This is a genomic window from Dermatophilaceae bacterium Sec6.4, from assembly GCA_039636865.1.
Taxonomy (GTDB): domain Bacteria; phylum Actinomycetota; class Actinomycetes; order Actinomycetales; family Dermatophilaceae; genus Allobranchiibius.
The window spans coordinates 2,516,855-2,543,182 of the sequence record CP144172.1 but is presented as its reverse complement, the minus strand read 5'-3'; the positions used below and the strand labels follow the sequence as shown (position 1 = coordinate 2,543,182).

The window sequence follows — 26,328 nt, the reverse complement described above, 5'->3', positions numbered from 1 at the left end:
GATTTGCCCATGAGTGCTGGCGACAGGGAAACCACCCCAGCACCGCCTGCTGCCGCGACCTCACGGGTCCGCGCGAGGCTGGTCCGGTTCAGCGGACCACGCTCAGGTACGAACCGGGTGCTGGAGCCGCTGCTGCGCACCGTGCGGAGCACCCACCCCAAGGAAGACGTATCCGTCATCGAGCGGGCCTACGTCGTTGCCGAGCGGTGCCACACGGGTCAGCTGCGCAGAAGTGGTGATCCGTACATCACCCATCCCCTCGCGGTGGCGACCATCCTGGCCGAGCTCGGCATGACACCCCCGACCCTCGCCGCAGCGCTTCTGCACGACACGGTGGAGGACACCGAGTACTCCCTGGAGCAGTTGCGACGCGATTTCGGCGATGAGATCGCGATGCTCGTCGACGGTGTCACCAAGCTGGACAAGGTGAAGTACGGCGACGCGGCGCAGGCCGAGACCGTCCGTAAAATGGTGGTCGCGATGGCCCGCGACATCCGCGTGCTCGTCATCAAACTGGCCGACCGGCTGCACAACGCGCGCACCTGGCGCTACGTGTCAGTGGAGTCCGCGCAACGCAAGGCCACCGAGACGCTGGAGATCTTCGCTCCGCTGGCCCACCGGCTGGGCATGAACACCATCAAGTGGGAGCTGGAGGACCTGTCGTTCGCGACCCTCTACCCCAAGGTCTACGACGAGATCGCCCGGTTGGTCGCCGACCGCGCACCGGCCCGCGAGGAGTATTTGAAGGGTGTGGGCGAGCAGGTCGGTGCAGACCTACGGGCCGCGAAGATCAAGGCGACGGTGACGGGGCGGCCCAAGCACTACTACTCCGTCTACCAGAAGATGATCGTGCGGGGGCGTGACTTCGAGGAGATCTATGACCTCGTTGCGGTGCGTGTACTGGTGGAGTCGGTGCGCGACTGCTACGCGGTGCTCGGCACCCTGCACAGCCGTTGGAGCCCGGTGCCGGGGCGCTTCAAGGACTACATCGCGATGCCGAAGTTCAACATGTACCAGTCGCTGCACACAACGGTGATCGGCCCCGGCGGTAAGCCGGTCGAGATTCAGATCCGCACGTATCAAATGCATCGCCGGGCCGAGTACGGAGTCGCAGCGCACTGGAAATACAAAGAGGACGCCAGTGCCGCGGCTTCGGGTGGTCCCCAGGTCACCGACGACGGTCCGGTCAACGATATGGCGTGGTTGCGTCAGTTACTGGAGTGGCAGCGCGAGACCAGTGATCCGGGGGAGTTCCTGGAGTCGCTGCGTTTCGAGGTCGGCAGTCGCGAGGTCTACGTGTTCACCCCCAAGGGGGAGGTCATGGGCCTGCCTGCCGGCTCGACCCCCGTCGACTTCGCCTACGCCGTGCATACCGAGGTCGGCCACCACACCATCGGCGGCAGGGTCAACGGCCGACTGGTGCCGCTGGAGTCCACGCTGGAGAACGGTGACGTCGTCGAGGTGCTCACCTCCAAGGCGGACGGCGCCGGCCCGAGCAGGGACTGGTTGAACTTCGTCAACAGCCCCCGGGCACGCAACAAGATCCGGCAGTGGTTCTCCCGCGAGCGGCGCGAGGAGGCCATCGAGTCCGGAAAGGAGTCGTTGGCCAAGAACGTCCGTAAGCAGGGTCTGGGTCTGCAACGGCTGATGTCGCATGACTCGTTGACCCAGGTGGCCACGGGATTGCACTACCAGGACATCGACGCGCTGTACGCAGCGGTGGGTGACGGTCACGTGTCCGCCGAGCACGTCGTCAGCCAGTTGCTGGTGTCGCTGGGCGGGGAGGAGGCAGCCACCGAGGATCTGGCCGAGGCCACGACTCCGCTGGGCGTGCCGGCACGACACCGGCACGCGGATTCGGGCGTGACCGTGGTCGGCACGGACGACGTGTGGGTCAAGCTCGCACGCTGCTGTACCCCGGTTCCCGGCGACGACATCATGGGCTTCGTGACGACGGGCAACGGCGTGTCGGTGCACCGCACCGACTGCACGAACGCGGAGTCGTTGCGCACCCAGCCCGAGCGGATCCTCGAGGTTGCCTGGTCGCCGTCTGCTGCGAGTATTTTCCTGGTGCAACTGCAGGTCGAGGCGTTGGATCGCAACAGGCTGCTCTCGGACGTGACCCGGGTCCTGTCCGACCAGCACGTCAACATCCTGTCCGCCAGTGTGGCCACCAGCCGCAACAGGGTCGCCCTGTCGAAATTCACCTTCGAGATGGGTGATCCCAGCCATCTCAAGCACGTCATGCAGGCAGTGCGGCTGATCGATGGGGTGTTCGACGTCTACCGCATCACCGGGTCAGGCCACCGCCGCACCGAAGACGTCGGCGAAAAGACCGAGTCGGCAGCTGCCCCCAGCTGAGTTGGGGTCAGGCGAGGACGGGGTCAGGCGGGGGACAGGAATGCGGTGAGGGCTGCGGAGTACATCCGCTGGTCATCGGCGCCGACCAGCTCGCGCACCGAGTGCATCGACAGCATCGGTGCACCGAAGTCCACGGTGCTGACGCCGAGGCCGGCAGCTGTCACTGGTCCCACCGTCGAGCCACAGGGTAGGTCTGAACGCACGACGAAATCTTGACAGGGTACCTGCGCCTGCTCGCAGGCCAACCGGAATGCTGCCGCGCCGAGGGCGTCTGTGGCGTACCGAAGCTGCGAGTTCAATTTGAGCACCGGCCCACCGTTCAGGGCAATCAGATGCTGCGGCTCGTGTCGGTCGGCGTAGTTCGGATGGGTGCCGTGCGCCATGTCGCCGGATGCGACGATGCTTCCTGCCAGCGCGCGTAGGTAATGCTCGCGCGAGCCGCCGAGCGATGCAGTGACCCGCTCCAACACAACTGGTAGGAAGACACTCGCGGCACCTCGCTCGGAGACGCTGCCGACTTCTTCGTGGTCGAACAGCGCCAGCACAGGGACGAGGGCAGTGCGACCCGGCGCAGCAGCAGCCTCGATCAGTGCTGACGTCCCTGCGTGGCAGGTTGCCTGATTGTCCATCCGTGCGCCGGTCACCAGGTCGCGATCGCGTCCGAAGATGCATGCGGGTGCGATGTCATGGGTCATGGCGTCCCAGCCGAGGACGTCACCGGGTGCGACCTGGGCATGCTGGGCGAGATAACCTCGGAAATCGCCCGGTGCGTTCCCCAGGCCCCAGTGCGGCGCGAGTTGTGTCTGCGGGTTGAGTGCCTCGCCGTCACGGACCGAGCGGTCCAGGTGAATCGCGAGGCGCGAGACCCGCAGCACCGGGTCGTCGTCGCGGAAGAGGACCGCACGCGTACCCGAGCCGTCGCGTACAGCGATACGACCCGACAGGCCGAGGTCGCGGTCCAGCCAACTGGAGATCAACGGTCCGCCGTAGATCTCCACACCCAGCAACTGCCACCCGACGCGGGTCAGGTCCGGGCAGGGTTTGATACGCAGATTGGGGGAGTCGGTGTGTGCGCCGATAACGCGGTACGCCGTCGTGGGTCCCTCGGCATGTTCGGTGGACCAGGCAACGAGCGACCCACCGCGCACCACCAGGTATCTACCGGGTTCGGCCGGCCACGAAGCGCTCTCGTCCAGTTGCGTGAAACCGGCCTCGACCAGCCGCTGCGCAGTGGCAGCGCAGGCGTGGAACGGCGACGGGCTGGCGTTGAGGTAATCGACCAGTCCATCGGCCGCTGCGCGGTCGGGCAGGGTCGGGTTCATCCGCCGAACTCCTCGGCGCCCCCGCGCGCCTGGTCCAACCAGGTCTGACGGGCCGCGAGCGACTCGCGGGCAGCGGCGATCTTGCGTTCATCGCCGACAGCGATCGCCTTGTCCAGATCTGCCTGCAGTCCGGCAACCGCACGCTCCAGCTGTTCGACCATGGAATTGGCCCGTGCGGCGATCTCCGGATCGGACTTCTTCCAACGGGTGTTCTCCGCATCGCGCACTGTGGTCTCGATGCGTCGCATCGCCTTCTCCACCCGCTCCATGTCCTTGCGGGGCACCTTGCCCGCAGCGTCCCACCGGTCCTGGATCCCGCGCAGCGCCACCTTTGCAGCTGCCAGATCCTTGACGGGTAGCAGCGCTTCGGCTTCCTTGAGCAGCGCGTCCTTGACCTGGACGTTGGCTTCGAACTCGACGTTCTCGGCGGCGACGACCTGGTCCTTGGCGTTGAAAAAGGCGTCCTGGGCTGCCTTGAAGCGCTCCCAGAGTTTGTCGTCGTCCGAGCGGGACGCGCGGCCGGCCTGCTTCCACTCACCCATCAGCCGTTTGAACGCCCCGGCAGTGGGGCCCCACTCGGTCGATGTCGACAGCTTTTCGGCCTCGGCCACTAGTTCGCGCTTGCGGGTCTTGGCGGTGCCGTGCTCCTCATCGAGGGTGGCGAAGTGGGTGCGACGGGCCTTGTCGAAACTGTTGCGGGCAGCGCTGAACCGTGTCCACAGTGAACTCTCGGTGGCTTTGTCCAACCGTGCGCCATGGCGTTGCGCGTTCTTCCAGTCCTCCAGGAGCTCACGCATCCGTGCCGTGCTGGTCTTCCACTGCACACTCTTGGCCGGGACCGCTGCGATCTTCTCCGCTTCGGTGACCAGGATCTCCCGGGCACTCAGGGCTTCCTTGCGGGCGGCTTCGCGAACCTCACCCTCAACTTGACCCTTTGCCTTGAGGGCGGTCGCGATCTGCTCGAGGGTCGCATCGAGGGCCGGCAGATCTCCGACCACCCGGGCTTGATTCACGCTGCCGCGCAGCTGTTTGAGCAGCTCCCCGCCCGCGCCGGCGGTCAGGTCGGTCTGGACCACGCGCTGCAGCAGGAGCACCGCTGACGCAGCGAGCTCGTCGTACTTGCGGGCGAAGTAGCCGAGCGCTTCCGCAGGGCTCGCATTCGGGTAGCTACCGACCTCGCGCTCACCCTCGGGTGTGCGTACGTAGACCGTGCCGTCATCGCCGACCCGGCCGAATGTCGCTGCTTTGCTGGTGCTGACCATCGGCGGTGCGACGGCTGTCGCAGGGGCATCCAGTGATGCCCCTGGGCCGGCGGCCGGCGGGCGTGGTGCCGGCATGACGGGCATGGCGGGTTTCGGATGGGGCTTGGGGATATCCGTTGACACGGGTCTCATGCCTTCTTTTCGGTGATGGTGATCTTCAAGATGCCGATGGGTTGTGTGGGGTGTCCGTCGCCCGGAGCGTTACTGCTGTCGGTGCCCTTCTTGGCGAGGGCCTGCACGGTCGCCAACCCGGAGGTAACACGTCCGAAGATGCTGTACCCGCCGGTCGAAGGGTCGATCTGACTGTCCTGATAGACGATGAAGAACTGGCTTCCGTTGCTGTTCGGGTCGGTGGTTCGCGCCATCGCCAACGTCCCCGCGGGGTAGTTGCCGTCTTTCGGCGGATTCTCCAGCCCGTACTCATACCCCGGCCCGCCATCTCCGCGGCCGGTCGGGTCGCCGCACTGCAGGACGTAGATGCCTGAAGTTGTCAACCGAGTGCACGGTGTCTGCGGGTAGAAATTCTTGCTGAGCGCGATGAACGAGGCGACGGTCTGCGGTGCCTGGCGGCCGAACAACTCTGCCGTCATCGGTCCGCAGTTGGTCTGGATCGTTGCGATGAACGTCTTGCCTGCAGCGAATTCTTTGTTCGGCAGCTTCAGCATGGGCGCAGATCTGGCATTCGGGGCGGCGGTGCACTTCGGGCCCGCGGCCCCGGGGGATACAGCAGATGAGGGTGCTGAGTTCCCGGCGGCGGTGTCGGACGTTGCAGCAGTAGATGTCTGGGATCCGCATCCGGTCAACAGCAGAGCCGACGCGGCCACTACTGCCGACGACATGCCTGCTGCACTGCGGCGTGTCGTTCGCACGTGCGTTACTCCCTTGCCGCCGAAACCGGACTCGTTGGGACCGAGAGGTGTCTCGGCGTACGTGTGCAGTGTAGGCAACAGGCGAGCAGTGCGGGCTGTCACCGGTGCCGATGTGGCGTGAGCACCCGGCAGAAGCGTGGATCAGACGTCGGTAGGGTTCTGGAGTGCTTGCTCTCTCTTTCCCTGCCGCCGCTTTCGGCACCAACTGCTATGTGCTCGCTACCGGCGCCGGCCAGGAGTGCGTCATCGTCGACCCGGGCATCGGCGTCACCGACACGCTGGGCGAGGTGCTGCGCGAGCATCGGTTACGACCCAGTGCTGTCCTGCTCACCCACGGGCATGTGGACCATGTCTATTCGGTGACGCCGGTCTGCGGGGGCGAGCTCGGCGCGTATATACACACCGACGACCGCTACCGGCTGACCGACCCACTCGCGGGCCTGGACCCCCAGCTGTTGGCCATGTTCGAGCAGCAGTTCGGTGCGGCCGCGACCTGGAAAGAGCCCTCGAACGTAACCGCCGTCGAAGGTGGCGCGCGGCTTGCACTGGCCGGCCTCGAGCTCGACGTGCTGCATACGCCCGGGCATACCGAAGGCTCGGTCATGTTCGGGCTGCCGGGTATTCCCGACGGCGTTCCCGACGAGGCCGCCTGCTCGATGACGATGCTTACCGGTGATGTGCTGTTCGCCGGATCCATCGGGCGCACCGATCTGCCCGGAGGATCGGCCGCAGCAATGGCCGCCTCGTTGAAGGAGGTCGTGCTACCGCTGCCCGACCACACCCTGGTGCTGCCCGGGCATGGACCGGGCAGCACCATGGCCCGCGAGCGCGCGACCAATCCCCACCTGCAGAACCTCTGATTCCGCTCACCACGCATCCGAAGGACGTTCGCTCTACTCATGGCCAGCAAAGTCACCCCCATCAGCGGTTTCCCTGAGTGGCTGCCCCGGCAGCGGATCGTGGAGCAGCACTTCATCGACACCATCCGCGAGGTGTTCCAGCTGCACGGGTTCGCCTCGATCAACACCCGCGCCATGGAGCCGGTGGATCGGTTGAGCTCGCAAGGTGAAGATGCCGACAAGGAGATCTACGCGGTACGCCGCCTCGCCGGTGATGACGACGCGAGCACGCCGGCCCTCGGCCTGCACTTCGACCTGACCGTGCCGTTGGCTCGCTACGTGCTGGAGAACGCCGGCAAGTTGACCTTCCCGTTCCGCCGCTACCAGATCCAGCCCGTCTGGCGTGGCGAGCGCCCCCAGCGTGGCCGCTACCGCGAGTTCATCCAGGCCGATATCGACATTGTCGGGGCTGACACGCTCGCCCCGCACCATGAGGTCGAACTACCGCTCGTCATAGCGGATGTCTTCTCTCGGCTACCGATCGGACCATTCCGCATCCAGGTCAACAACCGCAAGATCTGTGAGGGTTTCTACCGCGGGCTCGGGATCGACGACGTTGCGGGCACCCTGCGTACCGTTGACAAGCTGGACAAGATCGGCGCCGACGGGGTGCGCAACGTGCTGGTCGCGGCGGGTCGCACGCAGGAGCAGGCCGACCAGTGCCTCGCGTTGGCAGCCATCTCGACGCCGGACAGCAGTTTCGTCGCGCAGGTGCGCGCCCTCGGCGTGCACCACCCGTTACTGGACGAAGGGCTTGCCCAGCTCGCCGCGATCATGGATGCCGGCGCCGAACACGCGCCGGGCATCCTGTCCGCCGAGCTGAAGATCGCCCGCGGCCTGGACTACTACACCGGCACCGTCTACGAGACGGTCCTGGAAGGTAACGAGGCGTTCGGGTCGATCTGCTCCGGAGGTCGGTACGACGCGCTGGCCAGCGACGGTAAGCGCACCTACCCCGGTGTCGGTATCTCCATCGGGTTGTCCCGGCTGCTCGGACTGCTCATCACCGAGGGCGGGTTGAGCGCCTCGCGAGAGACCCCGGTCGCCGTGCTCGTCGCAGTCAACGACGAGGAGTCACGGGCCGGATCGATGCGGATCGCCACGGCGTTGCGACGTCGGGGCATCCCTGCGCTCGTAGCACCGAAGGCGGCGAAGTTCGGTAAACAGATCCAGTTCGCGGATCGGCGGGGGATTCCCTACGTCTGGTTCCCGGGCGTTGAACAGGACGTCACAGAGGGCGGCGACGAGGGGTCCGGCGCCGACCAGGTCAAAGACATCCGCAGCGGAGAGCAGGTTGCGGCCGACCCCGATACCTGGTGTCCGCCGGCAGGTGATTTACGCCCGTCGCTGGTGCGCCCGTAGCGAGCGTCTCACCTTTTGGACATGCGCAACGGGTCATATCTGACCCGTTGCGCATGTCCAAAACCCGAGATTGTCGGTCACAATGATCACGTGCTGAGCCCGCTGGACCGTGCCGTGCGGGGATGGTTGGACCACCTGCGCGTCGAGCGTGGCGCGTCGGTCCACACCCTCGCGGCTTACGAGCGTGATCTGCGCCGCTACGCCGCCTACCTCGCTGCCCGCGGTATCAGCAACCCGTCGGCCGTGGCAGAGGCTGACGTGAGCGAATACGCCGCCACGTTGCGTGCGGGCGACCAGGAGCATCCGGCGCTCGCCGCATCCTCCACTGCCCGTCATCTCGCCGCAGTGCGTGGGCTGCACCGTTTCCTCACCCTCGAAGGGGAGCTCGCAACTGACACGGCCGCCGGCGTGACTCCTCCCAGGCCTCCCCAGCGACTGCCGAAGGCAATTCCGGTGGACCACGTCGAGCGGTTACTCGCTGCGGCGAGCGTCGGTGACACACCCACTGCGTTGCGCGACCGTGCGTTGCTGGAACTGATGTACGGAATCGGTGCGCGAGTCAGTGAGGCCACCGGGTTGGACGTCGACGATGTCGACCTGGACAACGATGCAGTGCGGGTCCTGGGCAAGGGCAGCAAAGAGCGCATCCTGCCGCTCGGCAGCTACGCCAGAGTTGCGCTGTCGGCGTACCTGGTGCGCGGTCGCCCTGCCCTGGCGCAGGTCGCGAAGATGTCGACCCCGGCGTTGTTTCTCGGTGCCCGCGGCACCCGGTTGACCCGCCAGTCGGTGTGGAACATCGTGCAGGCATGCGCCGCGCGGGCGGGACTGGACGCGCATCTGAGCCCGCACACGCTGAGACACTCGTTTGCCACTCATCTGCTCGACGGCGGAGCGGACGTACGGGTCGTGCAGGAGCTACTGGGACATGCGTCGGTGACGACCACGCAGATCTACACGATGGTTTCGGTGCAGCAACTACGCGAAGTCTTCGCCGGCGCCCACCCCCGAGCACGCGCGACCCACCACGGACCCGGCGGCGATGCATTAAGTTGAGTCGCGATCGGCGCGAGCCGTACGACGTCCTACCCGGAAGAGCACGAGATTACTTTGACCTCGCACGAGAACATCGGACCGACAGGCCGACCGCTTCCCATTTTTGCGACCCCGAACCCGCTGTCGACCCACGGGCCCGCGCGCATCATCGCGATGTGCAATCAGAAGGGTGGGGTCGGCAAGACCACCTCCACCATCAACCTGGGTGCCACGCTGGCGGAGTACGGCCGCAAGGTGCTCGTCGTCGACTTCGATCCGCAGGGAGCGCTCAGCGTCGGGCTGGGGGTCCGCGCCAACGAGCTGGACGTGACCGTCTACGACCTGCTCGTCAGCCGGGGTCACGACATCCACGACGTCATCCAATTCACGAACACACCAGGCCTGGATGTGCTGCCCGCCAATATCGACCTGTCAGCGGCAGAGGTCCAGCTGGTGGGCGAGGTCGCGAGGGAGATGGTGCTGGCGCGGGTGCTGCGACCGGTCACTGACGAGTACGACGTCATCCTGATCGACTGCCAACCCTCACTGGGACTGCTGACGGTCAACGCGTTGACGGCAGCGCATGGCGTGCTGATCCCGCTGGAGTGTGAGTTCTTCGCAATGCGCGGGGTGGCGCTGCTGATCGAGACGATCGACAAGGTCACTGACCGGTTGAACCCGGGTCTGCGGCTGGACGGAATCCTCGCCACGATGTACGACGGGCGCACCCTGCACAGCAAGGACGTCGTGCGTTCCGTGGTGGATCACTTCGGCGACGACGTACTGCACACGGTCATCAACCGCACGGTGAAGTTCCCGGATGCCTCGCTGGCCGCGGAGCCGATCACCCGGTATGCGTCCACGCATGGGGCCGCCGAGGCCTACCGGCAGCTCGCCCGCGAACTCATCGCGCGCGGCGCCACGGCCTGAGCCGCAGTGCCGGCAGCGACCGACCCGCAGAGCGGCACCGGGACGCCGCCACCGCAGGTGCCCGGCGGCGTGCTGACCCGCCGCGCACCGCGGACACCGTTCGAAGTGCACCTCGATGTGTTCTCCGGACCGTTCGAGCTGCTTCTGGGCCTGATCTCCAAACATCAACTGGACGTCACCGAGATCGCCCTGTCCCAGGTCACCGACGAATTCATTGCGCATATCCGTACGGCGCAGGCCGGCGCAGACGACTGGGATCTGGACCAGGCCACTGAGTTCCTGCTGATCGCTGCGACCTTGCTGGACATCAAAGCGGGCAGGTTACTGCCGGGCGGCGGCAGCCAGGACGAAGAGGACCTTGCGTTGATCGAAGCTCGCGATCTGCTGTTCGCGCGGCTGCTGCAGTACCGGGCGTTCAAGGATGTTGCGTCGCTGCTCGCGGAACGGATGGCGACGTCCGGGCGGATCACCGCCCGACAGGCCGGCCTGGAGGAGCGGTTCGCGTCGCTGCTCCCGGAACTGGTCATGGGCATCGGCCCGGAACAGCTGGCGCAGATCGCCGCGCGCGCCATGACGCCCCGACCGGAGCCGACGGTCGGGCTGGAGCATCTACACGCGAACACCGTCAATGTGGGTGAGCAGGCGGAGATCGTTTCGGAGTTACTGAGAGCAGGCAATACGCTGTCCTTCTCCGAGCTGGTGGCCGATGCCGACTCGACGCTGGTGATCGTGGCGAGATTTCTTGCCCTGCTGGAGTTGTTCAAGGAGTCCGCAGTGGCCTTCGAGCAACCCCAGGCTCTCGGGATCCTGCACGTGCGATGGACCGGCACCGGACAGGTCCAGATCACCGATGAATACGACGATGACACCGAGGCGCACGTGAAGGAGGAGCCGACCGATGAGTAATGACGTGTCGGCGCCCGAGGACGAGCAACTCGAACTCGATCTGGGCCAGCTACCCGGAGGGGTGGCCGCAGCCCTCGAAGCCGTCTTGATGGTCGTGGATCAACCGGTGACAGTGCCCGAGCTCGCCGACGGACTGAAGCTGCCGGCAGCGCGTATCCGCGGGTTGCTGGAAAATCTTGAATCCGAATACGCCGCGCAGAGTCGCGGTTTCACGTTGCGCTGCATCAACGGCGGCTGGCGGATCTACAGCAGGGCCGACTACGCACCGGTCGTCGAGCGGTTCCTGATGGGTGGTCAGCACGCAAAGCTGACCCAGGCCGCATTGGAGACGCTGGCCGTGGTCGCCTACCGGCAGCCGATCTCCCGATCGCGCATCGGTGCGGTACGCGGCGTGAATGTCGACGGCGTCGTGCGCACCCTGGTCACCCGCGGAATGATCGCGCAGGTCGGCGAGGCGGCCGACAGCGGCGCCGGTCTCTACGGCACCACCCCCTATTTTCTGCAGCGCATCGGGCTCACCTCCCTGGAGGACCTGCCGGCGCTCGCCCCCTATCTCCCCGACTCCGACGTCATCGAAGAACTGATCGAGCAAGGACACGCATGAGTAGCCAAGACAAAGGCGGCGCACGTTCGCACCGCAAAGGTCGCCCGTCGCCGGGCCGCAACGCCAAACGACCCGTACAGCAGGTGGTCCCACCGCGGGAGAAGCCGAAGCAGGTAGTCGATCAGCATGTGCCCGGCGGTGAACGGCTGCAGAAGGTGCTGGCCGCGGCCGGCGTCGGTAGCCGTCGGGTCTGCGAGAACCTGATCGTTGCCGGCCGGGTCGAGATCGACGGGCAACGGGTGACCGAGCTCGGTGTCCGTATCGACCCTGAGCGCGTGACGATCCACGTGGACGGCGAGCGCGTGCAGTTGGACAGCTCCCGGGTCTACCTGGCCTTCAACAAACCCACCGGTGTGGTCTCGACCATGCACGACGAGCTGGATCGCCCGTCGGTGGGGGAGTACGTCGAAGGGCGCAAGGAACGGCTGTTCCACGTCGGACGGCTGGACGTCGACACCGAGGGTCTGCTGATCCTGACCAACGACGGCGAGCTGGCCAACCGACTGCAGCACCCGTCCTACGGCGTCACCAAGACCTATGTCGCCGTCGTACCCGGCCCCGTGCCGCGTGCGCTCGGCCGCCAGCTTCGTGACGGCGTCGAGCTGGAAGACGGCGTCGTGAAGATCGACTCGTTCAAGGTTGTGGACTCCCGCCCGGGGTGGGCGATGGTCGAGGTCGTCCTGCACGAGGGTCGCAACCACGTCGTGCGCCGGTTGCTCGAAGCGACCGGTCACCCGGTCGAATCCCTCGTGCGCACCGACGTCGGACCGGTCCAGCTCGGTGAGCTGCGCCCGGGCAAGTTGCGGCCGCTGTCCAGCAGGGAGATCGCCGGCCTCTACAAGGCAGCCGGGTTGTGAGTTCGTCCGTCCACGTCGTCGGCGCGGGCCTGATCGGTACCTCGATCGGACTCGCGTTGTCACGTGCCGGGCACACCGTGACGCTTGCCGATCCCTCGCCGACGGCGGTCGCACTCGCGGCGGACCTGGGTGCCGGCACAGCGACGGAGCCCCAGGCACCTGAGGTCGTCATCGTGGCTGCGCCGCCCGATGTTGCCGCTGAGGTCATCGTGGCCGCACTGGCGAAGTGGCCGGATGCAGTCGTGACCGACGTGGCCTCCGTGAAGTCGACGATTCTGCGGGATGTCGAAATCGGTGCGACCGTGGCTCAGCTACCTCGATACCTCGGCTCGCACCCGATGGCCGGCCGCGAGCGTTCCGGTGCCGTTGCCGCTCAGGCCGATCTCTTCGAGGGGCGTACCTGGGTGGTGTGCCCCCATGAGCGCACCGATCCTGCTGCTGTTCAGCAGGTCGCCCGATTGGCGGGCGTCACCGGAGCTGCAGTGGTGACGATGGGCGCGCAGGAGCACGATCGGGCCGTTGCCTATGTCTCGCACCTGCCTCAGGTGGCGGCGAGCGTGGTCGCGGGTCGGCTCCGGGAGTTGCCGGACGCCGCGGTGTCCCTGGCCGGCCAAGGCCTTCGGGACGTGACCCGCATCGCGGCGAGCGACCCCCTGCTGTGGACCCAGATACTCGCCGGGAACGCCGAGGTGCTCGCCCCGGTCCTGCGCGATGCTGCCGCGGACCTGGCCGGTGTCGCGGCTGCTCTCGCGTCGATAGCAGCCAATGATGGCAACGGTGCCCGCGCGGTGGTGGCGCACACGATCAGCCACGGACAACTCGGTCATGCGCGGATCCCCGGCAAACACGGTGCACCTGCAGCGTCGTACGCGAGCGTGGTGGTGCTGGTGCCGGACGAGCCCGGTGCCCTGGGTCGGCTGTTCAACGATGTCGGCGATGCCGGGGTCAACTTGGAAGATCTTCGCCTCGAACACGGCATCGGGGCGCCGCTGGGTATTGCCGAACTCTCGGTCCTGCCATCTGCGCTCGACCGGTTGATGACGCAGTTGGAAGCACGAGGGTGGAAGGTGCACGAATGAACGAGGTCAGCAGTTCTGGTATGCCGCTCGATGGGTCGACGGAGGCGTTGGTCGTCGTGATCGACGGGCCGTCGGGGACCGGCAAATCCAGTGTCTCCAAGGCCGTCGCGCAGCAGTTGGGCGTCGGCTACCTCGACACCGGGGCGATGTATCGCGCCCTCACCTGGTGGTGCGTGGATCGCGGGCTCGACCTGGCCGACCAGGACGCGGTAGCTCTCGAAGCACTGACCTTTCCGCTGTCGATGGGTAGCGACCCCACGTCGCCTACCGTGCTGGTGGCCGATCGCGACATTGCCGCAGCCATCCGGGAGCCGTCCATCTCGATGGCGGTGTCCACGGTCGCGACCAATCTGGGCGTGCGCGATCACCTGCGCGATCGGCAGCGCGAGTTGATCGCACGTATCAGCGACGCCACCGGAGGGGTGATCGCCGAAGGGCGCGACCTGACGACGGTCGTCGCACCGGACGCGACCGTGCGGATCCTGATGACCGCGAGTGAAGAAGCACGCATTGCGCGCCGGGCGGGGGAGTTGTCCACCACTGCAGCAGCGACCCGCGCCCAGGTCGTCGATAGGGACGCGCGTGATTCCACGGTCGCCGCATTCATGCAGGCTGCTGACGGCGTCGTGACCGTCGATACCTCGGATCTCGACTTCGACGGGTCGGTGCAGGCGGTCCTGGCCGTCGTGCGAAACGGGCGTGACGGCGGAGCCCCTCAACCCTGAGACAATGATCCTATGACCGACGATGCGCGCCAGCCGGCCGACAGTGAACTTCCCGATGCCGACACCACGGTGGAGCGGGCGCTGCGGGTCGGTCTTGAGGATTTCGACCTCAGTGAGGCCGATCGCGCGCTGCTGAGCGGCGAGGCCGGTGCTGACGGCACCGATGTGGAGGGGGAGCTACGTCCGGTGGTGGCCGTCGTCGGTCGTCCGAACGTCGGCAAATCGACCTTCGTCAACCGTATTCTCGGCCGCCGCGAAGCGGTCGTCGAGGACGTGCCGGGGGTGACCCGCGACCGGGTCGCCTACGACGCTGAGTGGACGGGCCGCGAGTTCACCCTCGTCGACACAGGCGGCTGGGAGGTCGACGCGACCGGCATCCACCTGCGGGTCGCAGAGCAGGCTGAGGTAGCCATCGAGCTGGCGGACGCGGTTTTGTTCATCGTGGATGCGATGGTGGGCGCGACCGACACCGACGAGGCAGTCGTGAAGCTGCTGCGCAAATCGGGCAAGCCGGTGATTCTGATCGCGAACAAGGTCGATGACCTACGCACCGAAGCAGATGCGGCGATGCTGTGGTCCCTGGGGCTCGGTCAGCCCTACCCGGTGTCCGCGATGCACGGGCGGGGGGCCGGTGACGCACTGGACGCGTTGCTCGCGGTACTACCACTCGAATCCAGTGTGGGCGACGCCTACCGCCGCGGCGGTCCGCGGCGGGTTGCGCTCGTCGGCCGACCGAATGTCGGCAAGTCGTCGCTGCTGAACAAGCTGGCCGGGTCCGAGCGAGTCGTCGTGGACGAAGTTGCGGGCACGACCCGCGACCCGGTCGACGAAATGATCGAACTCGGCGGCAAGGTGTGGCGATTCGTCGATACGGCCGGAATCCGTCGGCGCGTGCATCAGACGCGGGGTGCTGATTTCTACTCTTCACTGCGCACCCAGACGGCTATCGAGAAGGCCGAGGTCGCGGTAGTGCTGATCGACGCCGAAGACTCCATCGCCGAGCAGGACATCCGAGTCGTGCAGCAGATCGTGGACGCCGGACGGGCCCTGGTAGTGGCGTACAACAAGTGGGACCTGGTGGATGAGGAACGACGCTATTACCTCGAGCGTGAAATCGAGCGGGAGCTCGTACAGATCACCTGGGCGCCCCGGGTCAACCTCTCGGCGGTCACCGGTTGGCACACGGACCGTCTGGTGCGCGCGCTGGAGACCGCCCTCGCATCGTGGGACTACCGGGTGCCGACCGGGCGACTGAACGCTTTCCTCGGTGAGATCGCCTCCAGCCACCCGCACCCCGTGCGCGGTGGCAAGCAGCCGCGGATCCTCTTTGCGACCCAGGCTTCCACCCGACCGCCGCGTTTCGTGGTTTTCGCCAGCGGTTTCATCGAGGCGGGTTACCGCCGCTTCCTGGAGCGCCGATTGCGCGAAGAGTTCGGTTTCGAGGGCACCCCGATCGAACTGTCGGTACGGGTGCGGGAGAAGCGAAAGCGCTGAGTCCCTCTCGCCGCTGTCCCGATTGGGCGGCGGCGCACTCGGTGGGATATTGTTTCGCTCGCCCTCCGGGGCAACGGGCTGTGGCGCAGTTTGGTAGCGCACTTGACTGGGGGTCAAGGGGTCGCAGGTTCAAATCCTGTCAGCCCGACAGATGTGTGTGCAGGTCAGAACCTTGCGAGGTCGCGAAACGTGGCCGTGCAGGGTTCTGGGAAAAAGGGACTGGGTCCGCCCGGTCCCTTCTTTCGTTCCCTGGCCACGGTGGGGCGAATCCCGGCCGGATGCTGATCCCGTTTCCTTGTCCCGTCGTGGCTGGGTGCACACGTCGCTGCAGGCTGTCGGAAGGCGTTGCCCGACACAGGGGACTCATGTCAGGTCTTCGGTGGCCGTGAGCGGGCAATCCAGAGAACCGGCGGAGTTGTGTGGTGGGTCAGGGTCCGCCGCGCCAGTGGTCGATGCGGTGGTGGTCGGGGGAGAAGCCGTGTTCGATGCCCCATAGGACGGCGTGGACGCGGCTGGTGAGGGCGAGTTTGCGGTAGATGATGCGGGTGTAGGACTTCACGGTGTTGGGCGCGAGGTAGGTCAGGGTGGCTATTTCGGGGTTGCTTTTTCCTTGGGTGATCAGGGCGAGGACCTCTGATTCGCGGTCGGTCAGGCCTTCGGCGCGGCCTGGCCAGTCCAGCCCGGTTACTGCGCGGGCTGATCCGGGGGGGTCGCTGATCACGATCTGTCCTGCGTGTACTGCTTCCAGCGCGGTGATGAAGTCACGGGCAGGTATCGATTTGGATAGGTACCCGTGCACCCCCAGGGCGCGGGCGGCGGCTATCAGTTGGGGGTGGAAGTTCCAGGTGTAGACCACCACTTTGCGTGCATGGGGATTCTTGATCAGCACGGCGATTTCGTCCCGGTCCGACTCAGGTTGGGCGAACGCGTCGTACAGCACGATGTCGACGGTGTCGGCCAGGGGTTCGTTGGTGTCCATTTCCGCGACGATGACCCGCGTCCGGTACTGGTCGATGATGCGGGCCACCCCGAGCAGGACCACGTCGTAGTCATCGACCAGCGCCACGGTGATCGGCCCCCGGGAGCCCTTGCGGGCATGGGGTAGGGAGTCCTTTGCCATGAATGAAATATAAACCTCCCAGGGGGGGTGGTACCACCTCCTGAGGGGTGTCAGAGTGTTGTCATGCGGGAACAACCCGTTCTGGCAGTCCGAGCTGATTTCGTTCGACATGAAGGAGAGATTCCAGTGGTTACCAACAACAACGACGGTGCGGGCGGGGCTCGCCCCTTCGACGAGTCCGTCGCTGAAGATGGCGACCGTTCACAGCCGGGGACGCCGTGGCGCCAGGGCAGAGATGCAGACCCCACCACGGGCACCCCTGAAGAGGAACGCATCCGCGACACCCGCAACGAGCGGGTCGAGGTTGATCGCCGTGGATCGGATCGGGTGGTGGCTGCCGACGATGAGCGTGTACTGGTCGATCCCGAGGCAGTGACCCAGGTCCAGAAGGACCGGCATGGGGGTGTCAAGGTCGGGTCTGCGTTCTTCGGGTGGTTGACCGCCACGGGAATGGCGGTTCTGCTGACCGCGCTGCTCGCGGCTGCCGGCGCTGCGGTCGGAGTCGGCAGCAACGACATCACGAAGGCCGCTGATGGTGGGACGAGCAGCTCCAACACCGTGGGGATCGTGGGGGCGATCGTGTTGTTGGTGATCGTGCTGGTGTCCTACTACTGCGGTGGGTACGTCGCCGGCCGGATGGCCCGCTTCAACGGCATCAGCCAGGGCGTCGCTGTATGGGTATGGACCCTGGTCATCGCTGTCGTGCTCGCGGTGCTGGCGGCAGCAGCCGGGCAGAAATACAACGTGTCGGCCACCCTGAACATCTTTCCCCGTATTCCGGTCCGCGAAGGCACCTTGACCACCGCCGGGATCATCGCCCTGCTCGTTGTCGCCGTCGCTGCCCTGATCGGGGCGATCCTGGGCGGACTGGCTGGGATGCGTTACCACCGACGGGTGGACCACACCGTGCCCATTGCTTGAGTAACCAGTTGGCTGCTTGACTGATGAGTTCGAAAGACCCACCGCAACACCACCGTTTCACAACATCAAAGGAGTCACCATGGTTGTTCTCGGAATCATTCTTATAATCCTGGCCCTACTGGTCGCCAGCCTGCACGTCCTGCTGTGGATCGGCATCGTGCTGCTCGTGGTCGGCGTGGTGATCAACTTGGTCCCCATCGGTGGATCTCGACGCCGCATCTACTAGCCCGGTAACCAGCACTGGAGCAAGACGATCCGCTGTGACCATCGCGGTCACAGCGGATCGTGTTGTGCAGCAACCCGTTACGGGGCCACTCCACAACGGACTGAACAGACTCCGCGGTGTTCAAAGCCTGATCCGCAGAACTCACGAAGCGCCTCGAAATCCCCCGTTGTCAATCAGAAACAGTGGGTGTAACGCATGCCTAGTGGGCGCCCGTCCGGGTCGTAGATGATCCGGTAGAGCGGGGTTGCCCAGGCCAGGGTTCGGCGCGACAACCGTGGCTGTTGGTAGGGCCGCAATCTGCCCGGTGGTCGTTGCCCGCTGCGTCCGCCGTCATGCCATGCCTGCAGGCGGGTAGCGCTGGCCGCGAATGTCTCGAATGCGCGGGCGGGATCGATCAACGCGGTGTCGGTGTCGAGGTCCAGGTGCTCGCGGCCCAGTTCCAAACGCAGCTCGCGGGCGAACGTACGCGCGCCGGAGCCGAAACGGTCGATGATCTGTGGTTCGCGTGGGCCATGCGCGTCGTCCAGGACTGCGCACGCGATTTCTGAGTCGTGCGTCCAGGAGCGGCGGTTGATGTTGTCCGACCCGACCGCTGCCCAGACGTCATCGACCACACACACTTTGGCGTGCACGTAGACCGGTGTGCTCGCGGGGTTCTCCACCCCGTAGACGGCCACTCGCCCTGGTCCCGCGGCGTGCAGCAGGTCCAACGCTGCCTGTCGTCCGACGAGGTTTGGTGGCAGTGAGAATCGCCCGTCCTGATCGGGGTGGTGGGGAATGACCGCGATGAGTTGTAGTGCAGGCGAGGTACGTAACGCGTCGGCGAAGCACGCCACGATGTCGGTGTTCCACAGGTACTGGTCTTCGAGGTAGATCAGCCGCTCGGCGCGCTGGATCACTTTGGAGTACGCGCGGGCCACGCTGCGCTCACCGTGCGGGGCGAACGGGTACCCGGGATGCCGGTTGCCGTAGGTGCGTACTACCTGCACGTAGGCGCTTCCCCTCGGCGCAGGGTCGGGCAGTTGATCCGGCAGCGGATCGGCGGTGTGGTCATCATGACGCAGCCGTTCGCTGAGCAGGTTGATCGGGTTACGACTCAGCGGCGCAGGGTCCTGCCACCGCTCCCGGAACGTGGCCTCGACATCGGCTACTGCCGGACCTTGGACCATTACCTGGATGTCGTGCCACGGGGGACGGTGCCCGTAGACCTCAGCCATCGGCTGCTTTTGTGGATCACCGGCATGTGCGGCGTCATCGCGCCTGCTGTGACACAAGTCGATACCTCCGACGAACGCGACGTCCAGTTCGGGGCGACCGGGGTGACGCATGACGACGAACTTCTGATGGTGGGAGGCGCCCGGACGGACCCGCTGGTCCAGCAGGCACTGACCACCGGCCGCCTCGATCTCCTCACCGAGATGACGGTTCTGCTGCTCACTGAAGGAGAGTTTGTCCAGGTGCGAACGCCAGATCAGCCCCTTCACCACCACGCCCCGGCTGGCGGCGTCACACAACGCGGTCGTGACCTGTGCGCCCGACTCATCCAGGTGCTGGTCGGGATCACCGCGCCAGTCAGTGAACAACACCAGGTCCCCTGCGCGAAGTTCGCACAGACACCTCAGCAACTGAGCGAAGTAGGTCACTCCGTGCACCAAGGGAAGGACCTCATTACCCGAGGTCCACGCTCGCCCATCGTCGTGGCGAGAGTCCAGGCGGGTGGCGGGATTGCCGCGCTCGGCCGCGCTCAAAAACCAGTCAGCAACATCCATGCCCTCATCCAACCGCGCGGAACTCGCTTGGGCCAGCAGTCGCTGAGCTGATTCGCGGGATCGTCGCAACAGGATGGGCAGCGGGCGCCGGACCCATGGTTGCGATGCACCCCGGTCGCCCATCGGAGCGTTCCGCAGGCAGCCACGTGCGCGGTGGGGTGTCAGGACAGGGTGAGGAAGAGCTTTTCCATGGTGGCCTGGTCTTCGGGGCTGATGCCGTCGGGGGAGGTGAGGCATTGGCGCATGCCGGTGGAGACGATGGCGAATCCGGCGCGGTCCAGTGCCCGGTTGACTGCTGCGAGTTGGGTGACGACGTCTTTGCAGTCGCGTCCTTCTTCGATCAGGCGGATCACGCCGCCGAGTTGGCCTTGTGCTCGGCGTAGCCGGTTGAGCACGGGGGTCATGTCGGTGGGGTCGAGAGCGACCATGGGTGGTCCTTTGCGGGTTCGGTCGGGGTGGGGGTCAGCGGGTGGCGAGGCTGGTGACTGCGGCGAGGGTCTTGGTCAGTCTGTCGCGGGCGTCGGTGGCGACGTGGGGCAGGGGCCCAGCATGACCTGCGGCGCGATGTGTTCATCGATTTTGGCTTTGAGGGCGGCGGCGAGATCGATCTCGGTCAGGACACCGAAGGCCTGGTCGGCCGGCGCGTCCCGGGTGGCCTGGACGGTCGCAGCGAACGGTTGACGGATGGTCGTGCTGAGTGCGTAGCTCATGGCGTTCCTTATTGGTCGACGATCCGGTAGGTATACCCCTGGCGGTATTTGAGGCTACTCTGAACATACCCCCATGGGTATTTGATCCCTCGCGAAAGTGAGACCGCCGACTCAGTCCGGCCGAAGCTGTGCCGGACGAGAAGGAATCTGTGATGACGACCTCGAAACAACCGATGGTGCTGACCGTGGAGACGCCAACCTTGGGTGATCGCTCCTACCTGGTGCACGACGGGACGGTGGCGGTGGTGATTGATCCGCAGCGTGATATCGACCGGATGCTTGATCTGGCGACTGAGCATGGGGTGCGGATCACGCACGTTTTCGAGACGCATCTGCATAACGACTATCTGACCGGTGGCCTGGCTCTGTCGCACGTCACTGGAGCGGGCTACTACGTGAACGCCGACGACGAGGTTTCCTTCGATCGGGTTCCGGTCCGCGATGGTGACGTGGTGCAGGTGTCAGCGACGATGCGGGTACGGGTGATCGCTACTCCTGGTCACACCTTCACCCATCTGTCGTATGCCTTGGAGGCCGTTGGTCCCCAGGGCTTCGAAGGAGCGGAGACAGTCGGGGTATTCACCGGCGGGTCGTTGCTGTTCGGCGCGACCGGGCGCCCTGATCTGCTCGGGCAGGACCACACCCAGGACCTCTTGCATCATCAGTTCGCCTCGGTGCACCGCCTGGCGACGGAGTTGCCCGATCAGACGCAGGTGCTACCCACCCACGGGTTCGGCTCGTTCTGCTCGGCTGGTTCGACCGGGGGCGCCACGGACTCAACGATCGGCGCCGAGAAGGACATCAACCCGGCGTTGATCCAGGACGAGCAGCACTGGGCGCAGGACATTCTCGCCGGATTGGGGGACTACCCGGCCTACTACGTACACATGTCACCGGGCAACGCCGCCGGCCCCACCGCACCGAACCTCGACACCCCGCAGATTGTCGATGCCGCGACCCTGGCGCACCGGATCGCTGACCGGGAGTGGATCGTGGATCTACGCAACCGGACCGCGTTCGCTGCCGGGCACGTGAGCGGCACCCTGAACGTCGGTGTCGAGGGTCAGTTCGCGACGTACCTGGGGTGGTTGATCCCGTGGGATACCCCGCTGACCCTGCTGGGTGACAACCCCGAGCAGGTCGCGCAGGCCCAACGTGAGCTGACCCGTATCGGCATCGACCGCCTGGACGGCGCCGCTACCGGGGAGCCCCGCGACTGGACCACTGAATCGTTGGGTTCCTTCCACCGCGCGCAGTTCGCCGACCTGGCCCAGGTGCGCCACCACCGCACGGTGCCGGTCCTGGACGTTCGGCGCTCCGCCGAGTTCGCCACCAGCCACATCGAGGGCGCTCTCAACATCCCGCTGCACGAACTGCTGGGCCACCTGGACCAGGTACCGCGCGGGGAAGTATGGGTGCACTGCGCCAGCGGTTACCGCGCGTCGATCGCCGCCTCGGTCCTGGCTGCCCACGACCTGCCCGTCGTGCTCATCGACGACAGCTTCGATGAGCACGCCACCACCAGCGGACTCCCGCTCACCTCCTGACTACTCACCCCACAGCACCATCGACTGATTCGGAGAAACACCTATGTGTCGTGCCATTACCTGCAAGATCTGCGGCAAGACCACCTGGGCCGGCTGCGGTCAGCACGTGGACCAGGTCATGGGCCGCGTTCCTCGCGCTGACCGGTGCCCCGGGCACCCGACCGCGCCGAGCAGCCGGCAGGGATCGTTCCTGAGCCGATTGTTCGGCCGTGGCTAAGGCCCATGACCGGTGCTGATCCTGGGTGGCTCGGTACTGCTGGGTCTGCTGATCGGTATCAGCCTCGGCGCCCTCGGCGGCGGCGGTTCGATCCTGACCGTCCCGGCGCTGGTGTACGTGCTGGGTGAGCCGGCCCGTGCAGCCACCACCGCCAGTCTGGTCATCGTCGGTATCACCGCGCTGATCGGCGCGTTCGGACACGCCCGATCCGCCCATGTGCGCTGGGCGACCGGAATCACCTTCGGGATCACCGGTATCGCCGCATCCCTGGTCGGCACCGCCCTGAACCGGCAGGTCGACCCCAACCTGCTACTCCTCGCGTTCGCTGCGTTGATGCTGCTCGCAGCAGCCGGCATGCTGCGCCGTGCGACCGGCCCCAGGTCGCCCGATGAGAGCAAGATGTCGGGGGTTCGAAAGGGGATGAGCCCCGCCGGTGTTGCGAAGTTCATCTTCGCCGGCCTGCTGGTCGGGTTCCTGACCGGGTTCCTCGGCGTCGGCGGTGGATTCATCATCGTGCCCGCCCTGGTCATGATGCTGGGCTTCACCATGCCCGTCGCGGTCGGTACCTCACTGTTGATCATCGCCCTGAACTCAGCCGCTGCCCTGGCCGCCCGGGCCGGTCACGCAACCTTCGACTGGTCGGTGATCGTTCCCTTCACGGTGGCCGCGATCACCGGGTCTCTGCTCGGCACCCGGGTCGCCAACCGGGTTTCCAACCTCGCGCTCAGTCGGGCGTTCGCCGGGCTGCTCATCGTCGTTGCGGTCTACGTAGCGATGCACAGCGCGTTCAGCCTCAACTGACCCGACCGGGCCCCCACCAGAGACCGGGTCCTACACACTTCGCCGGCCTGGTGGCCCACTGCCGCGCGGGGATCCGCCTGCGCCCGGTGCGCTACTACTCCTTGTCCATCCGGGGAATCACGACCTCTTCGATGATGAGCTGCACCGCAGCGGCGACCGGGATGGCGATGAGCGCGCCGACCAGGCCCAGGACCGCTGCACCCAGGATGACTGCGACCACGGTGATCACCCCCGGTACCTTCACCACCCGTCCGATGATGCGGGGGATGAGTACGTAGTCCTCGATCACCCGCTGCGCGAGGAAAAAGCCCACCGTGTACACCGCCACCGGAATGGAGACGGTAAGCGCAACTGCGCACACGAACACCCCGGCGATGCTCGAACCGACCACGGGGATGAGGTCCAGCAGGGCGACCAGGACGCTGAGTAGCAGCGGGTAGGGAACGCCGAAGATCACCAACCAGATGTAGGTGGAAACCGCGGTGACGATCGAGATGATCACCTTGCCCAGTACGTACGCCCCTACTTTTTCGATGATCTGGTCGCCGAGCAGCACCGCCCGAGGGCGCCGTGACGCCGGCAGCAGGCGGTAGAGAAGGCGTCGCACGCGGGGCAGGTCGACCAGGAAGTATGCCGTGAGCACGGTCAGCAGGACGAGGTTGGTGACGTACCCGAAAATGGCCTCGCCGATGCCGACGACGTTGCCCAGCATCGAGGGTCCGCTCACCGCGGACATGAGCTTGGACTCGATGTTGTACTGGGTGTTCAGTCGCCCGGCGAGCGAGGATTTGTTCTGCAGCTGTGCGACGTAGAAAGGGATGTCGTTGATGAGCTGGGTCGCCTGCGCGACGATCGGGGGGATTGCCGCGACCAGGAACGCGATGACCAGGGCGAGGAAGAACAGGAACACCGCCGTCACGGCGAGGCCACGGCGGAAGTGGTGGCGCTCGAGCCACGCCACCACCGGTTGCAGGCCCATCGCGATGAACAACGCGGATCCGATGAGGACCAGCTCGCTGCGCATCGACCCCAGCACCAACGCCAACCAGTAGATGACAACGACACCGGCCGCTGCCATCAGGCCGATGATGAACGGCGAGCGTCGGTTCAGGCGGGGTCCTAGTTGCGCCGCCGGGTGAACGCCGTTCCCGCCAGTGGCAGGTGCCGCATCAAAGTCGGGGGTGGGCTCGTCCGGTGCATCAGCTCGTCGCGTCATGCCCGACCTTGCTTCTGTCGCAATGGATTGCTCACCGTCTGATCATCCCGCGGTGGGACCAACCTGATGAACATCTCGCCGGCCACTCAGCGTGTCAGAGTGGCTGCCAGGAGGGGATGTGGTCCCACCGGCTGTGGAAGTCAACCGGCGGGGCCTGAGGTCCTTAGATATCCGGATACCCGAGATCCTGTGCTGTTCACGGTAGGCGGTATGGGCCGCGGACGCGACTGGTAGGTGCCGACGGGTGGGATGCTGGGGGTTACGCGGGTCTGGCAGTGGGCTCTCGATCATTTCGTCTTTCTCTCGAAACCGGGGGCTAGGCGTGAAGCATCGGATCCGCTATGAATCTGTCTGCACGTGGCCCTGCCCAGCCCTCCCTGCCGGGTTCCGGTGTCGATGTTCCGCGGGATCTGCACCAGTCGCTCGACCCGAGGGAGCGAATGCAGGCCGGGGTGGATCTGGCGGTCGCGTTGGTTCCTGCGTGTGATCACGCCGGAATTACCCTGGTGTCCGGCAAGAAGATCAGTGCGGGCGCGGCGAGTGATGGTGTGGTGGCGCGGGCTGATGACGTCCAGCACGACCTGGGCCAGGGCCCGTGCGTGGACGTGGCCCGGTTTGAGAACCGATCCCTCTACGTGTCCGACCTGGCTGGGGAGACTCGCTGGCCCGAGTGGGCCCGCCAGGTACATGAAGAGCTGGGGGTGGGCTCGTTGCTGTCGATGCTGCTGTTCACCCATGAGCGATCTTTCGGAGCGATGAACTTGTACTGCGATCGACCCGGAGCTTTTACCGGTGACGATTTCACTATCGCGGAAAGCTTGGCCGCGCATCTGGCGGTCGCGGTCTCGGACAGCAGGGACATCCACAACCGTGACAAGAGCATCATCAGCCGCACCGTGATCGGGCAGGCTGAGGGGATCCTGATGGAGCGGTACAACATCGGCGACACTGAAGCGTTCGCGTTCCTACGCCGCGTCTCCCAGGACACGAACCGCAAACTCGTTCAGATCGCGCAGGAGATCGTGCACACCCGTGCCCTGCCCGACGCCGGCCCCATCACCCCCGATCAGTCCATCGCCACCTGACCAGCACTTCTCCGAGCCGCCCGCAACGAGGGTGCGGCCCGGCCTGAATGCCCCGAGATAGTTTGTCGCCGTGTGGTGCATGCGAGGGTCGACAAAGGGTCGGGGCTGACAGGCGCGGGCCGCCCGACAGTGTTCACGAATGGGATACGTCGTATATCGATGCGATCACCTGCCTTCCATCAACGTTTCGGAGCGGAACGGAACGGAGCGGGTCAGGCTTGAGGCGGGGACCGTTGCCTGTTACGCCGCCTGGTGATGCGCTCACCGACCCTGGCGGGTAGGCGGACCGCACTGGTGCTGCCCCGTAGGACTGCGGGCCAGCCCCGACCGGGAACATCCTTCACGACCAGTGACTCTTCGGGTGGTCGCTGCCCGGTGCCCTCATCAGCGGTGATGGCCGTGAACTGCGCCTCCAGCAGGTCCGGGTCGCCCAGGATGAGTTCCAGGAAGACCTCGTCGACCGCGGCGGGCTCGGGTTCGGTGGCGGTGGCCAGCGGCGTTGCCATCACGATGCCCCATCAACCCCTCAGGCGCTGATCGTGGTGCGGTCGTGGTCGTGGCCACTGATACGGATCTTGCGGGGCTTTGCTTTTTCCGCAACCGGAATGGTCAACGTCAACGCTCCCGCGTCGTAGCTGGCGTCGATTCGCTCGGTGTCCACGTTGTCACCCAGGACCAGCTGGCGGGAGAAGACTCCACGAGGGCGTTCAGCGGCCAGCATTTCGGTGTCCCTGTCCAACGCTGGGCGTTCGGCTCGTACGGTGACCACGTTGCGTTCCACGTCCAGGTCGATGCAGTCCGGGGCCACCCCGGGCAGGTCGAACTCGATGTGGAACGTGTCACCATCACGCCAGGCATCCATCGGCATCACCGAGGGGCGCGCGGGAGTCCCGGCGGCACCGAGTACTTGTTGGGTCAGCCGGTCCAGCTCCCGAAACGGGTCTGTACGCATGAGCATCGCAGGCATGTCGATCGTTCCTTTCTCTCACCTGTTACCCAGACCCCCGGGATGGG

Annotated in this window: 26 protein-coding genes and 1 tRNA gene; 17 read left to right on the top strand and 10 right to left on the bottom strand. The window is 65.9% G+C overall.

The window, feature by feature from the left end; translation table 11 throughout:
- Nucleotides 1-9: 9 nt before the first annotated feature.
- Nucleotides 10-2,361 carry a bifunctional (p)ppGpp synthetase/guanosine-3',5'-bis(diphosphate) 3'-pyrophosphohydrolase gene (locus tag V3G39_12125; GenBank protein ID XAS75406.1) on the top strand — a complete coding sequence of 784 codons (2,352 nt, stop codon included), beginning with the start codon at nt 10-12 and terminating at the stop codon, nt 2,359-2,361.
- Between the two features lie 23 nt (nt 2,362-2,384).
- On the opposite strand, the gene V3G39_12120 is transcribed toward V3G39_12125, so the two are convergent.
- The 3 genes from V3G39_12120 to V3G39_12110 are packed head-to-tail and all read right to left on the bottom strand — an operon-like array spanning nt 2,385 to nt 5,610.
- The gene (locus tag V3G39_12120; GenBank protein ID XAS75405.1) at nt 2,385-3,683 is read right to left on the bottom strand and encodes a M18 family aminopeptidase; all 1,299 of its coding nucleotides are present in this window, start codon (nt 3,681-3,683) and stop codon (nt 2,385-2,387) included.
- Nucleotides 3,680-5,020 carry a DUF349 domain-containing protein gene (locus tag V3G39_12115; GenBank protein ID XAS75404.1) on the bottom strand — a complete coding sequence of 447 codons (1,341 nt, stop codon included), beginning with the start codon at nt 5,018-5,020 and terminating at the stop codon, nt 3,680-3,682. Before V3G39_12115 ends, V3G39_12120 begins: the two co-directional genes overlap by 4 nt.
- Nucleotides 5,021-5,073: 53 nt before the next feature.
- Nucleotides 5,074-5,610, bottom strand: coding sequence for a peptidylprolyl isomerase (locus tag V3G39_12110; GenBank protein ID XAS75403.1), 537 nt, complete (start codon nt 5,608-5,610; stop codon nt 5,074-5,076).
- A gap of 368 nt (nt 5,611-5,978) precedes the next feature.
- Here V3G39_12110 and V3G39_12105 point away from each other — a divergent pair, with 368 nt between their 5' ends.
- From V3G39_12105 to V3G39_12055, 11 genes are all read left to right on the top strand, one after another.
- The gene (locus V3G39_12105; GenBank protein ID XAS75402.1) at nt 5,979-6,674 is read left to right on the top strand and encodes an MBL fold metallo-hydrolase; all 696 of its coding nucleotides are present in this window, start codon (nt 5,979-5,981) and stop codon (nt 6,672-6,674) included.
- A gap of 39 nt (nt 6,675-6,713) precedes the next feature.
- On the top strand, nt 6,714-8,075 hold the full coding sequence (gene hisS, locus V3G39_12100) for a histidine--tRNA ligase (protein XAS75401.1): 1,362 nt from the start codon (nt 6,714-6,716) through the stop codon (nt 8,073-8,075).
- Between the two features lie 93 nt (nt 8,076-8,168).
- A complete protein-coding gene (gene xerD, locus V3G39_12095) occupies nt 8,169-9,128 on the top strand; it encodes a site-specific tyrosine recombinase XerD (GenBank protein ID XAS78230.1) in 960 nt (319 codons plus the stop codon).
- A 48-nt stretch (nt 9,129-9,176) separates the two neighbouring features.
- A complete protein-coding gene (locus V3G39_12090; protein ID XAS78229.1) occupies nt 9,177-10,037 on the top strand; it encodes an AAA family ATPase in 861 nt (286 codons plus the stop codon).
- A 6-nt stretch (nt 10,038-10,043) separates the two neighbouring features.
- Complete coding sequence (locus V3G39_12085) at nt 10,044-10,943, top strand: ScpA family protein (GenBank protein XAS75400.1); 900 nt, start codon at nt 10,044-10,046, stop codon at nt 10,941-10,943.
- Complete coding sequence (gene scpB, locus V3G39_12080) at nt 10,936-11,547, top strand: SMC-Scp complex subunit ScpB (protein XAS75399.1); 612 nt, start codon at nt 10,936-10,938, stop codon at nt 11,545-11,547. The genes V3G39_12085 and scpB overlap by 8 nt, the downstream gene beginning before the upstream one ends.
- A complete protein-coding gene (locus V3G39_12075; GenBank protein XAS75398.1) occupies nt 11,544-12,404 on the top strand; it encodes a pseudouridine synthase in 861 nt (286 codons plus the stop codon). The genes scpB and V3G39_12075 overlap by 4 nt, the downstream gene beginning before the upstream one ends.
- Nucleotides 12,401-13,483, top strand: coding sequence for a prephenate dehydrogenase (locus tag V3G39_12070; protein ID XAS75397.1), 1,083 nt, complete (start codon nt 12,401-12,403; stop codon nt 13,481-13,483). Before V3G39_12075 ends, V3G39_12070 begins: the two co-directional genes overlap by 4 nt.
- Nucleotides 13,480-14,208, top strand: a complete 729-nt coding sequence (cmk, locus tag V3G39_12065) for a (d)CMP kinase (protein ID XAS75396.1) — start codon at nt 13,480-13,482, stop codon at nt 14,206-14,208. The genes V3G39_12070 and cmk overlap by 4 nt, the downstream gene beginning before the upstream one ends.
- Before the next feature lie 12 nt (nt 14,209-14,220).
- Nucleotides 14,221-15,702, top strand: coding sequence for a ribosome biogenesis GTPase Der (gene der, locus V3G39_12060; GenBank protein XAS75395.1), 1,482 nt, complete (start codon nt 14,221-14,223; stop codon nt 15,700-15,702).
- Between the two features lie 74 nt (nt 15,703-15,776).
- Nucleotides 15,777-15,850 (top strand) — tRNA-Pro (locus V3G39_12055).
- Nucleotides 15,851-16,129: 279 nt separating this feature from the next.
- Here V3G39_12055 and V3G39_12050 read toward each other — a convergent pair.
- Nucleotides 16,130-16,822 (bottom strand): response regulator transcription factor, encoded by a 693-nt coding sequence (locus V3G39_12050; GenBank protein XAS75394.1) that lies wholly within the window; start codon nt 16,820-16,822, stop codon nt 16,130-16,132.
- Nucleotides 16,823-16,948: 126 nt separating this feature from the next.
- Here V3G39_12050 and V3G39_12045 point away from each other — a divergent pair, with 126 nt between their 5' ends.
- Nucleotides 16,949-17,743, top strand: a complete 795-nt coding sequence (locus V3G39_12045) for a hypothetical protein (protein XAS75393.1) — start codon at nt 16,949-16,951, stop codon at nt 17,741-17,743.
- 16 nt (nt 17,744-17,759) lie between these two features.
- The gene (locus tag V3G39_12040; GenBank protein XAS75392.1) at nt 17,760-17,969 is read left to right on the top strand and encodes a hypothetical protein; all 210 of its coding nucleotides are present in this window, start codon (nt 17,760-17,762) and stop codon (nt 17,967-17,969) included.
- Between the two features lie 173 nt (nt 17,970-18,142).
- On the opposite strand, the gene V3G39_12035 is transcribed toward V3G39_12040, so the two are convergent.
- From V3G39_12035 to V3G39_12025, 3 genes are all read right to left on the bottom strand, one after another.
- Nucleotides 18,143-19,738, bottom strand: coding sequence for a phospholipase D family protein (locus tag V3G39_12035; GenBank protein XAS75391.1), 1,596 nt, complete (start codon nt 19,736-19,738; stop codon nt 18,143-18,145).
- A 161-nt stretch (nt 19,739-19,899) separates the two neighbouring features.
- Nucleotides 19,900-20,166, bottom strand: coding sequence for a metal-sensitive transcriptional regulator (locus V3G39_12030; GenBank protein ID XAS75390.1), 267 nt, complete (start codon nt 20,164-20,166; stop codon nt 19,900-19,902).
- A gap of 75 nt (nt 20,167-20,241) precedes the next feature.
- Entirely contained in the window at nt 20,242-20,448 is a 207-nt protein-coding gene (locus V3G39_12025; GenBank protein XAS75389.1) for a hypothetical protein, read from the bottom strand.
- A gap of 152 nt (nt 20,449-20,600) precedes the next feature.
- On the opposite strand from V3G39_12025, the gene V3G39_12020 reads away from it, so the two are divergent.
- The gene (locus V3G39_12020; protein XAS75388.1) at nt 20,601-21,995 is read left to right on the top strand and encodes a rhodanese-like domain-containing protein; all 1,395 of its coding nucleotides are present in this window, start codon (nt 20,601-20,603) and stop codon (nt 21,993-21,995) included.
- Between the two features lie 229 nt (nt 21,996-22,224).
- Entirely contained in the window at nt 22,225-23,013 is a 789-nt protein-coding gene (locus V3G39_12015) for a sulfite exporter TauE/SafE family protein (protein ID XAS75387.1), read from the top strand.
- A gap of 94 nt (nt 23,014-23,107) precedes the next feature.
- Here the strand turns inward: V3G39_12015 and V3G39_12010 are convergent, their stop codons facing one another.
- Nucleotides 23,108-24,229, bottom strand: coding sequence for an AI-2E family transporter (locus tag V3G39_12010; protein XAS75386.1), 1,122 nt, complete (start codon nt 24,227-24,229; stop codon nt 23,108-23,110).
- Nucleotides 24,230-24,570: 341 nt separating this feature from the next.
- Between V3G39_12010 and V3G39_12005 the strand changes: the two genes are divergently transcribed.
- Nucleotides 24,571-25,314 carry a GAF and ANTAR domain-containing protein gene (locus V3G39_12005; protein XAS75385.1) on the top strand — a complete coding sequence of 248 codons (744 nt, stop codon included), beginning with the start codon at nt 24,571-24,573 and terminating at the stop codon, nt 25,312-25,314.
- Nucleotides 25,315-25,526: 212 nt separating this feature from the next.
- Here V3G39_12005 and V3G39_12000 read toward each other — a convergent pair whose 3' ends face one another.
- Both V3G39_12000 and V3G39_11995 read right to left on the bottom strand, forming a co-directional pair.
- Nucleotides 25,527-25,820 carry a hypothetical protein gene (locus tag V3G39_12000; protein ID XAS75384.1) on the bottom strand — a complete coding sequence of 98 codons (294 nt, stop codon included), beginning with the start codon at nt 25,818-25,820 and terminating at the stop codon, nt 25,527-25,529.
- A gap of 20 nt (nt 25,821-25,840) precedes the next feature.
- Entirely contained in the window at nt 25,841-26,272 is a 432-nt protein-coding gene (locus tag V3G39_11995) for an HSP20 family small heat-shock protein (GenBank protein XAS78228.1), read from the bottom strand.
- Between the last annotated feature and the right edge of the window lie 56 nt (nt 26,273-26,328).

What these genes read in the sequence shown, in the direction of transcription:
- V3G39_12005 (XAS75385.1), top strand. Translation starts at nt 24,571, where the DNA reads ATGAATCTGTCTGCACGTGGCCCTGCCCAGCCCTCCCTGCCGGGTTCC.
- V3G39_12035 (XAS75391.1), bottom strand. Translation starts at nt 19,738, where the DNA reads ATGGATGTTGCTGACTGGTTTTTGAGCGCGGCCGAGCGCGGCAATCCC.
- der (XAS75395.1), top strand. Translation starts at nt 14,221, where the DNA reads ATGACCGACGATGCGCGCCAGCCGGCCGACAGTGAACTTCCCGATGCC.
- V3G39_12110 (XAS75403.1), bottom strand. Translation starts at nt 5,610, where the DNA reads ATGCTGAAGCTGCCGAACAAAGAATTCGCTGCAGGCAAGACGTTCATC.
- V3G39_12125 (XAS75406.1), top strand. Translation starts at nt 10, where the DNA reads ATGAGTGCTGGCGACAGGGAAACCACCCCAGCACCGCCTGCTGCCGCG.
- scpB (XAS75399.1), top strand. Translation starts at nt 10,936, where the DNA reads ATGAGTAATGACGTGTCGGCGCCCGAGGACGAGCAACTCGAACTCGAT.
- V3G39_12120 (XAS75405.1), bottom strand. Translation starts at nt 3,683, where the DNA reads ATGAACCCGACCCTGCCCGACCGCGCAGCGGCCGATGGACTGGTCGAT.
- V3G39_12010 (XAS75386.1), bottom strand. Translation starts at nt 24,229, where the DNA reads ATGACGCGACGAGCTGATGCACCGGACGAGCCCACCCCCGACTTTGAT.
- V3G39_12030 (XAS75390.1), bottom strand. Translation starts at nt 20,166, where the DNA reads ATGGTCGCTCTCGACCCCACCGACATGACCCCCGTGCTCAACCGGCTA.
- V3G39_12020 (XAS75388.1), top strand. Translation starts at nt 20,601, where the DNA reads ATGACGACCTCGAAACAACCGATGGTGCTGACCGTGGAGACGCCAACC.
- hisS (XAS75401.1), top strand. Translation starts at nt 6,714, where the DNA reads ATGGCCAGCAAAGTCACCCCCATCAGCGGTTTCCCTGAGTGGCTGCCC.
- V3G39_12050 (XAS75394.1), bottom strand. Translation starts at nt 16,822, where the DNA reads ATGGCAAAGGACTCCCTACCCCATGCCCGCAAGGGCTCCCGGGGGCCG.
- V3G39_12115 (XAS75404.1), bottom strand. Translation starts at nt 5,020, where the DNA reads ATGCCGGCACCACGCCCGCCGGCCGCCGGCCCAGGGGCATCACTGGAT.
- cmk (XAS75396.1), top strand. Translation starts at nt 13,480, where the DNA reads ATGAACGAGGTCAGCAGTTCTGGTATGCCGCTCGATGGGTCGACGGAG.
- V3G39_12000 (XAS75384.1), bottom strand. Translation starts at nt 25,820, where the DNA reads ATGGCAACGCCGCTGGCCACCGCCACCGAACCCGAGCCCGCCGCGGTC.
- V3G39_12025 (XAS75389.1), bottom strand. Translation starts at nt 20,448, where the DNA reads ATGAGCTACGCACTCAGCACGACCATCCGTCAACCGTTCGCTGCGACC.
- V3G39_11995 (XAS78228.1), bottom strand. Translation starts at nt 26,272, where the DNA reads ATGCTCATGCGTACAGACCCGTTTCGGGAGCTGGACCGGCTGACCCAA.
- V3G39_12075 (XAS75398.1), top strand. Translation starts at nt 11,544, where the DNA reads ATGAGTAGCCAAGACAAAGGCGGCGCACGTTCGCACCGCAAAGGTCGC.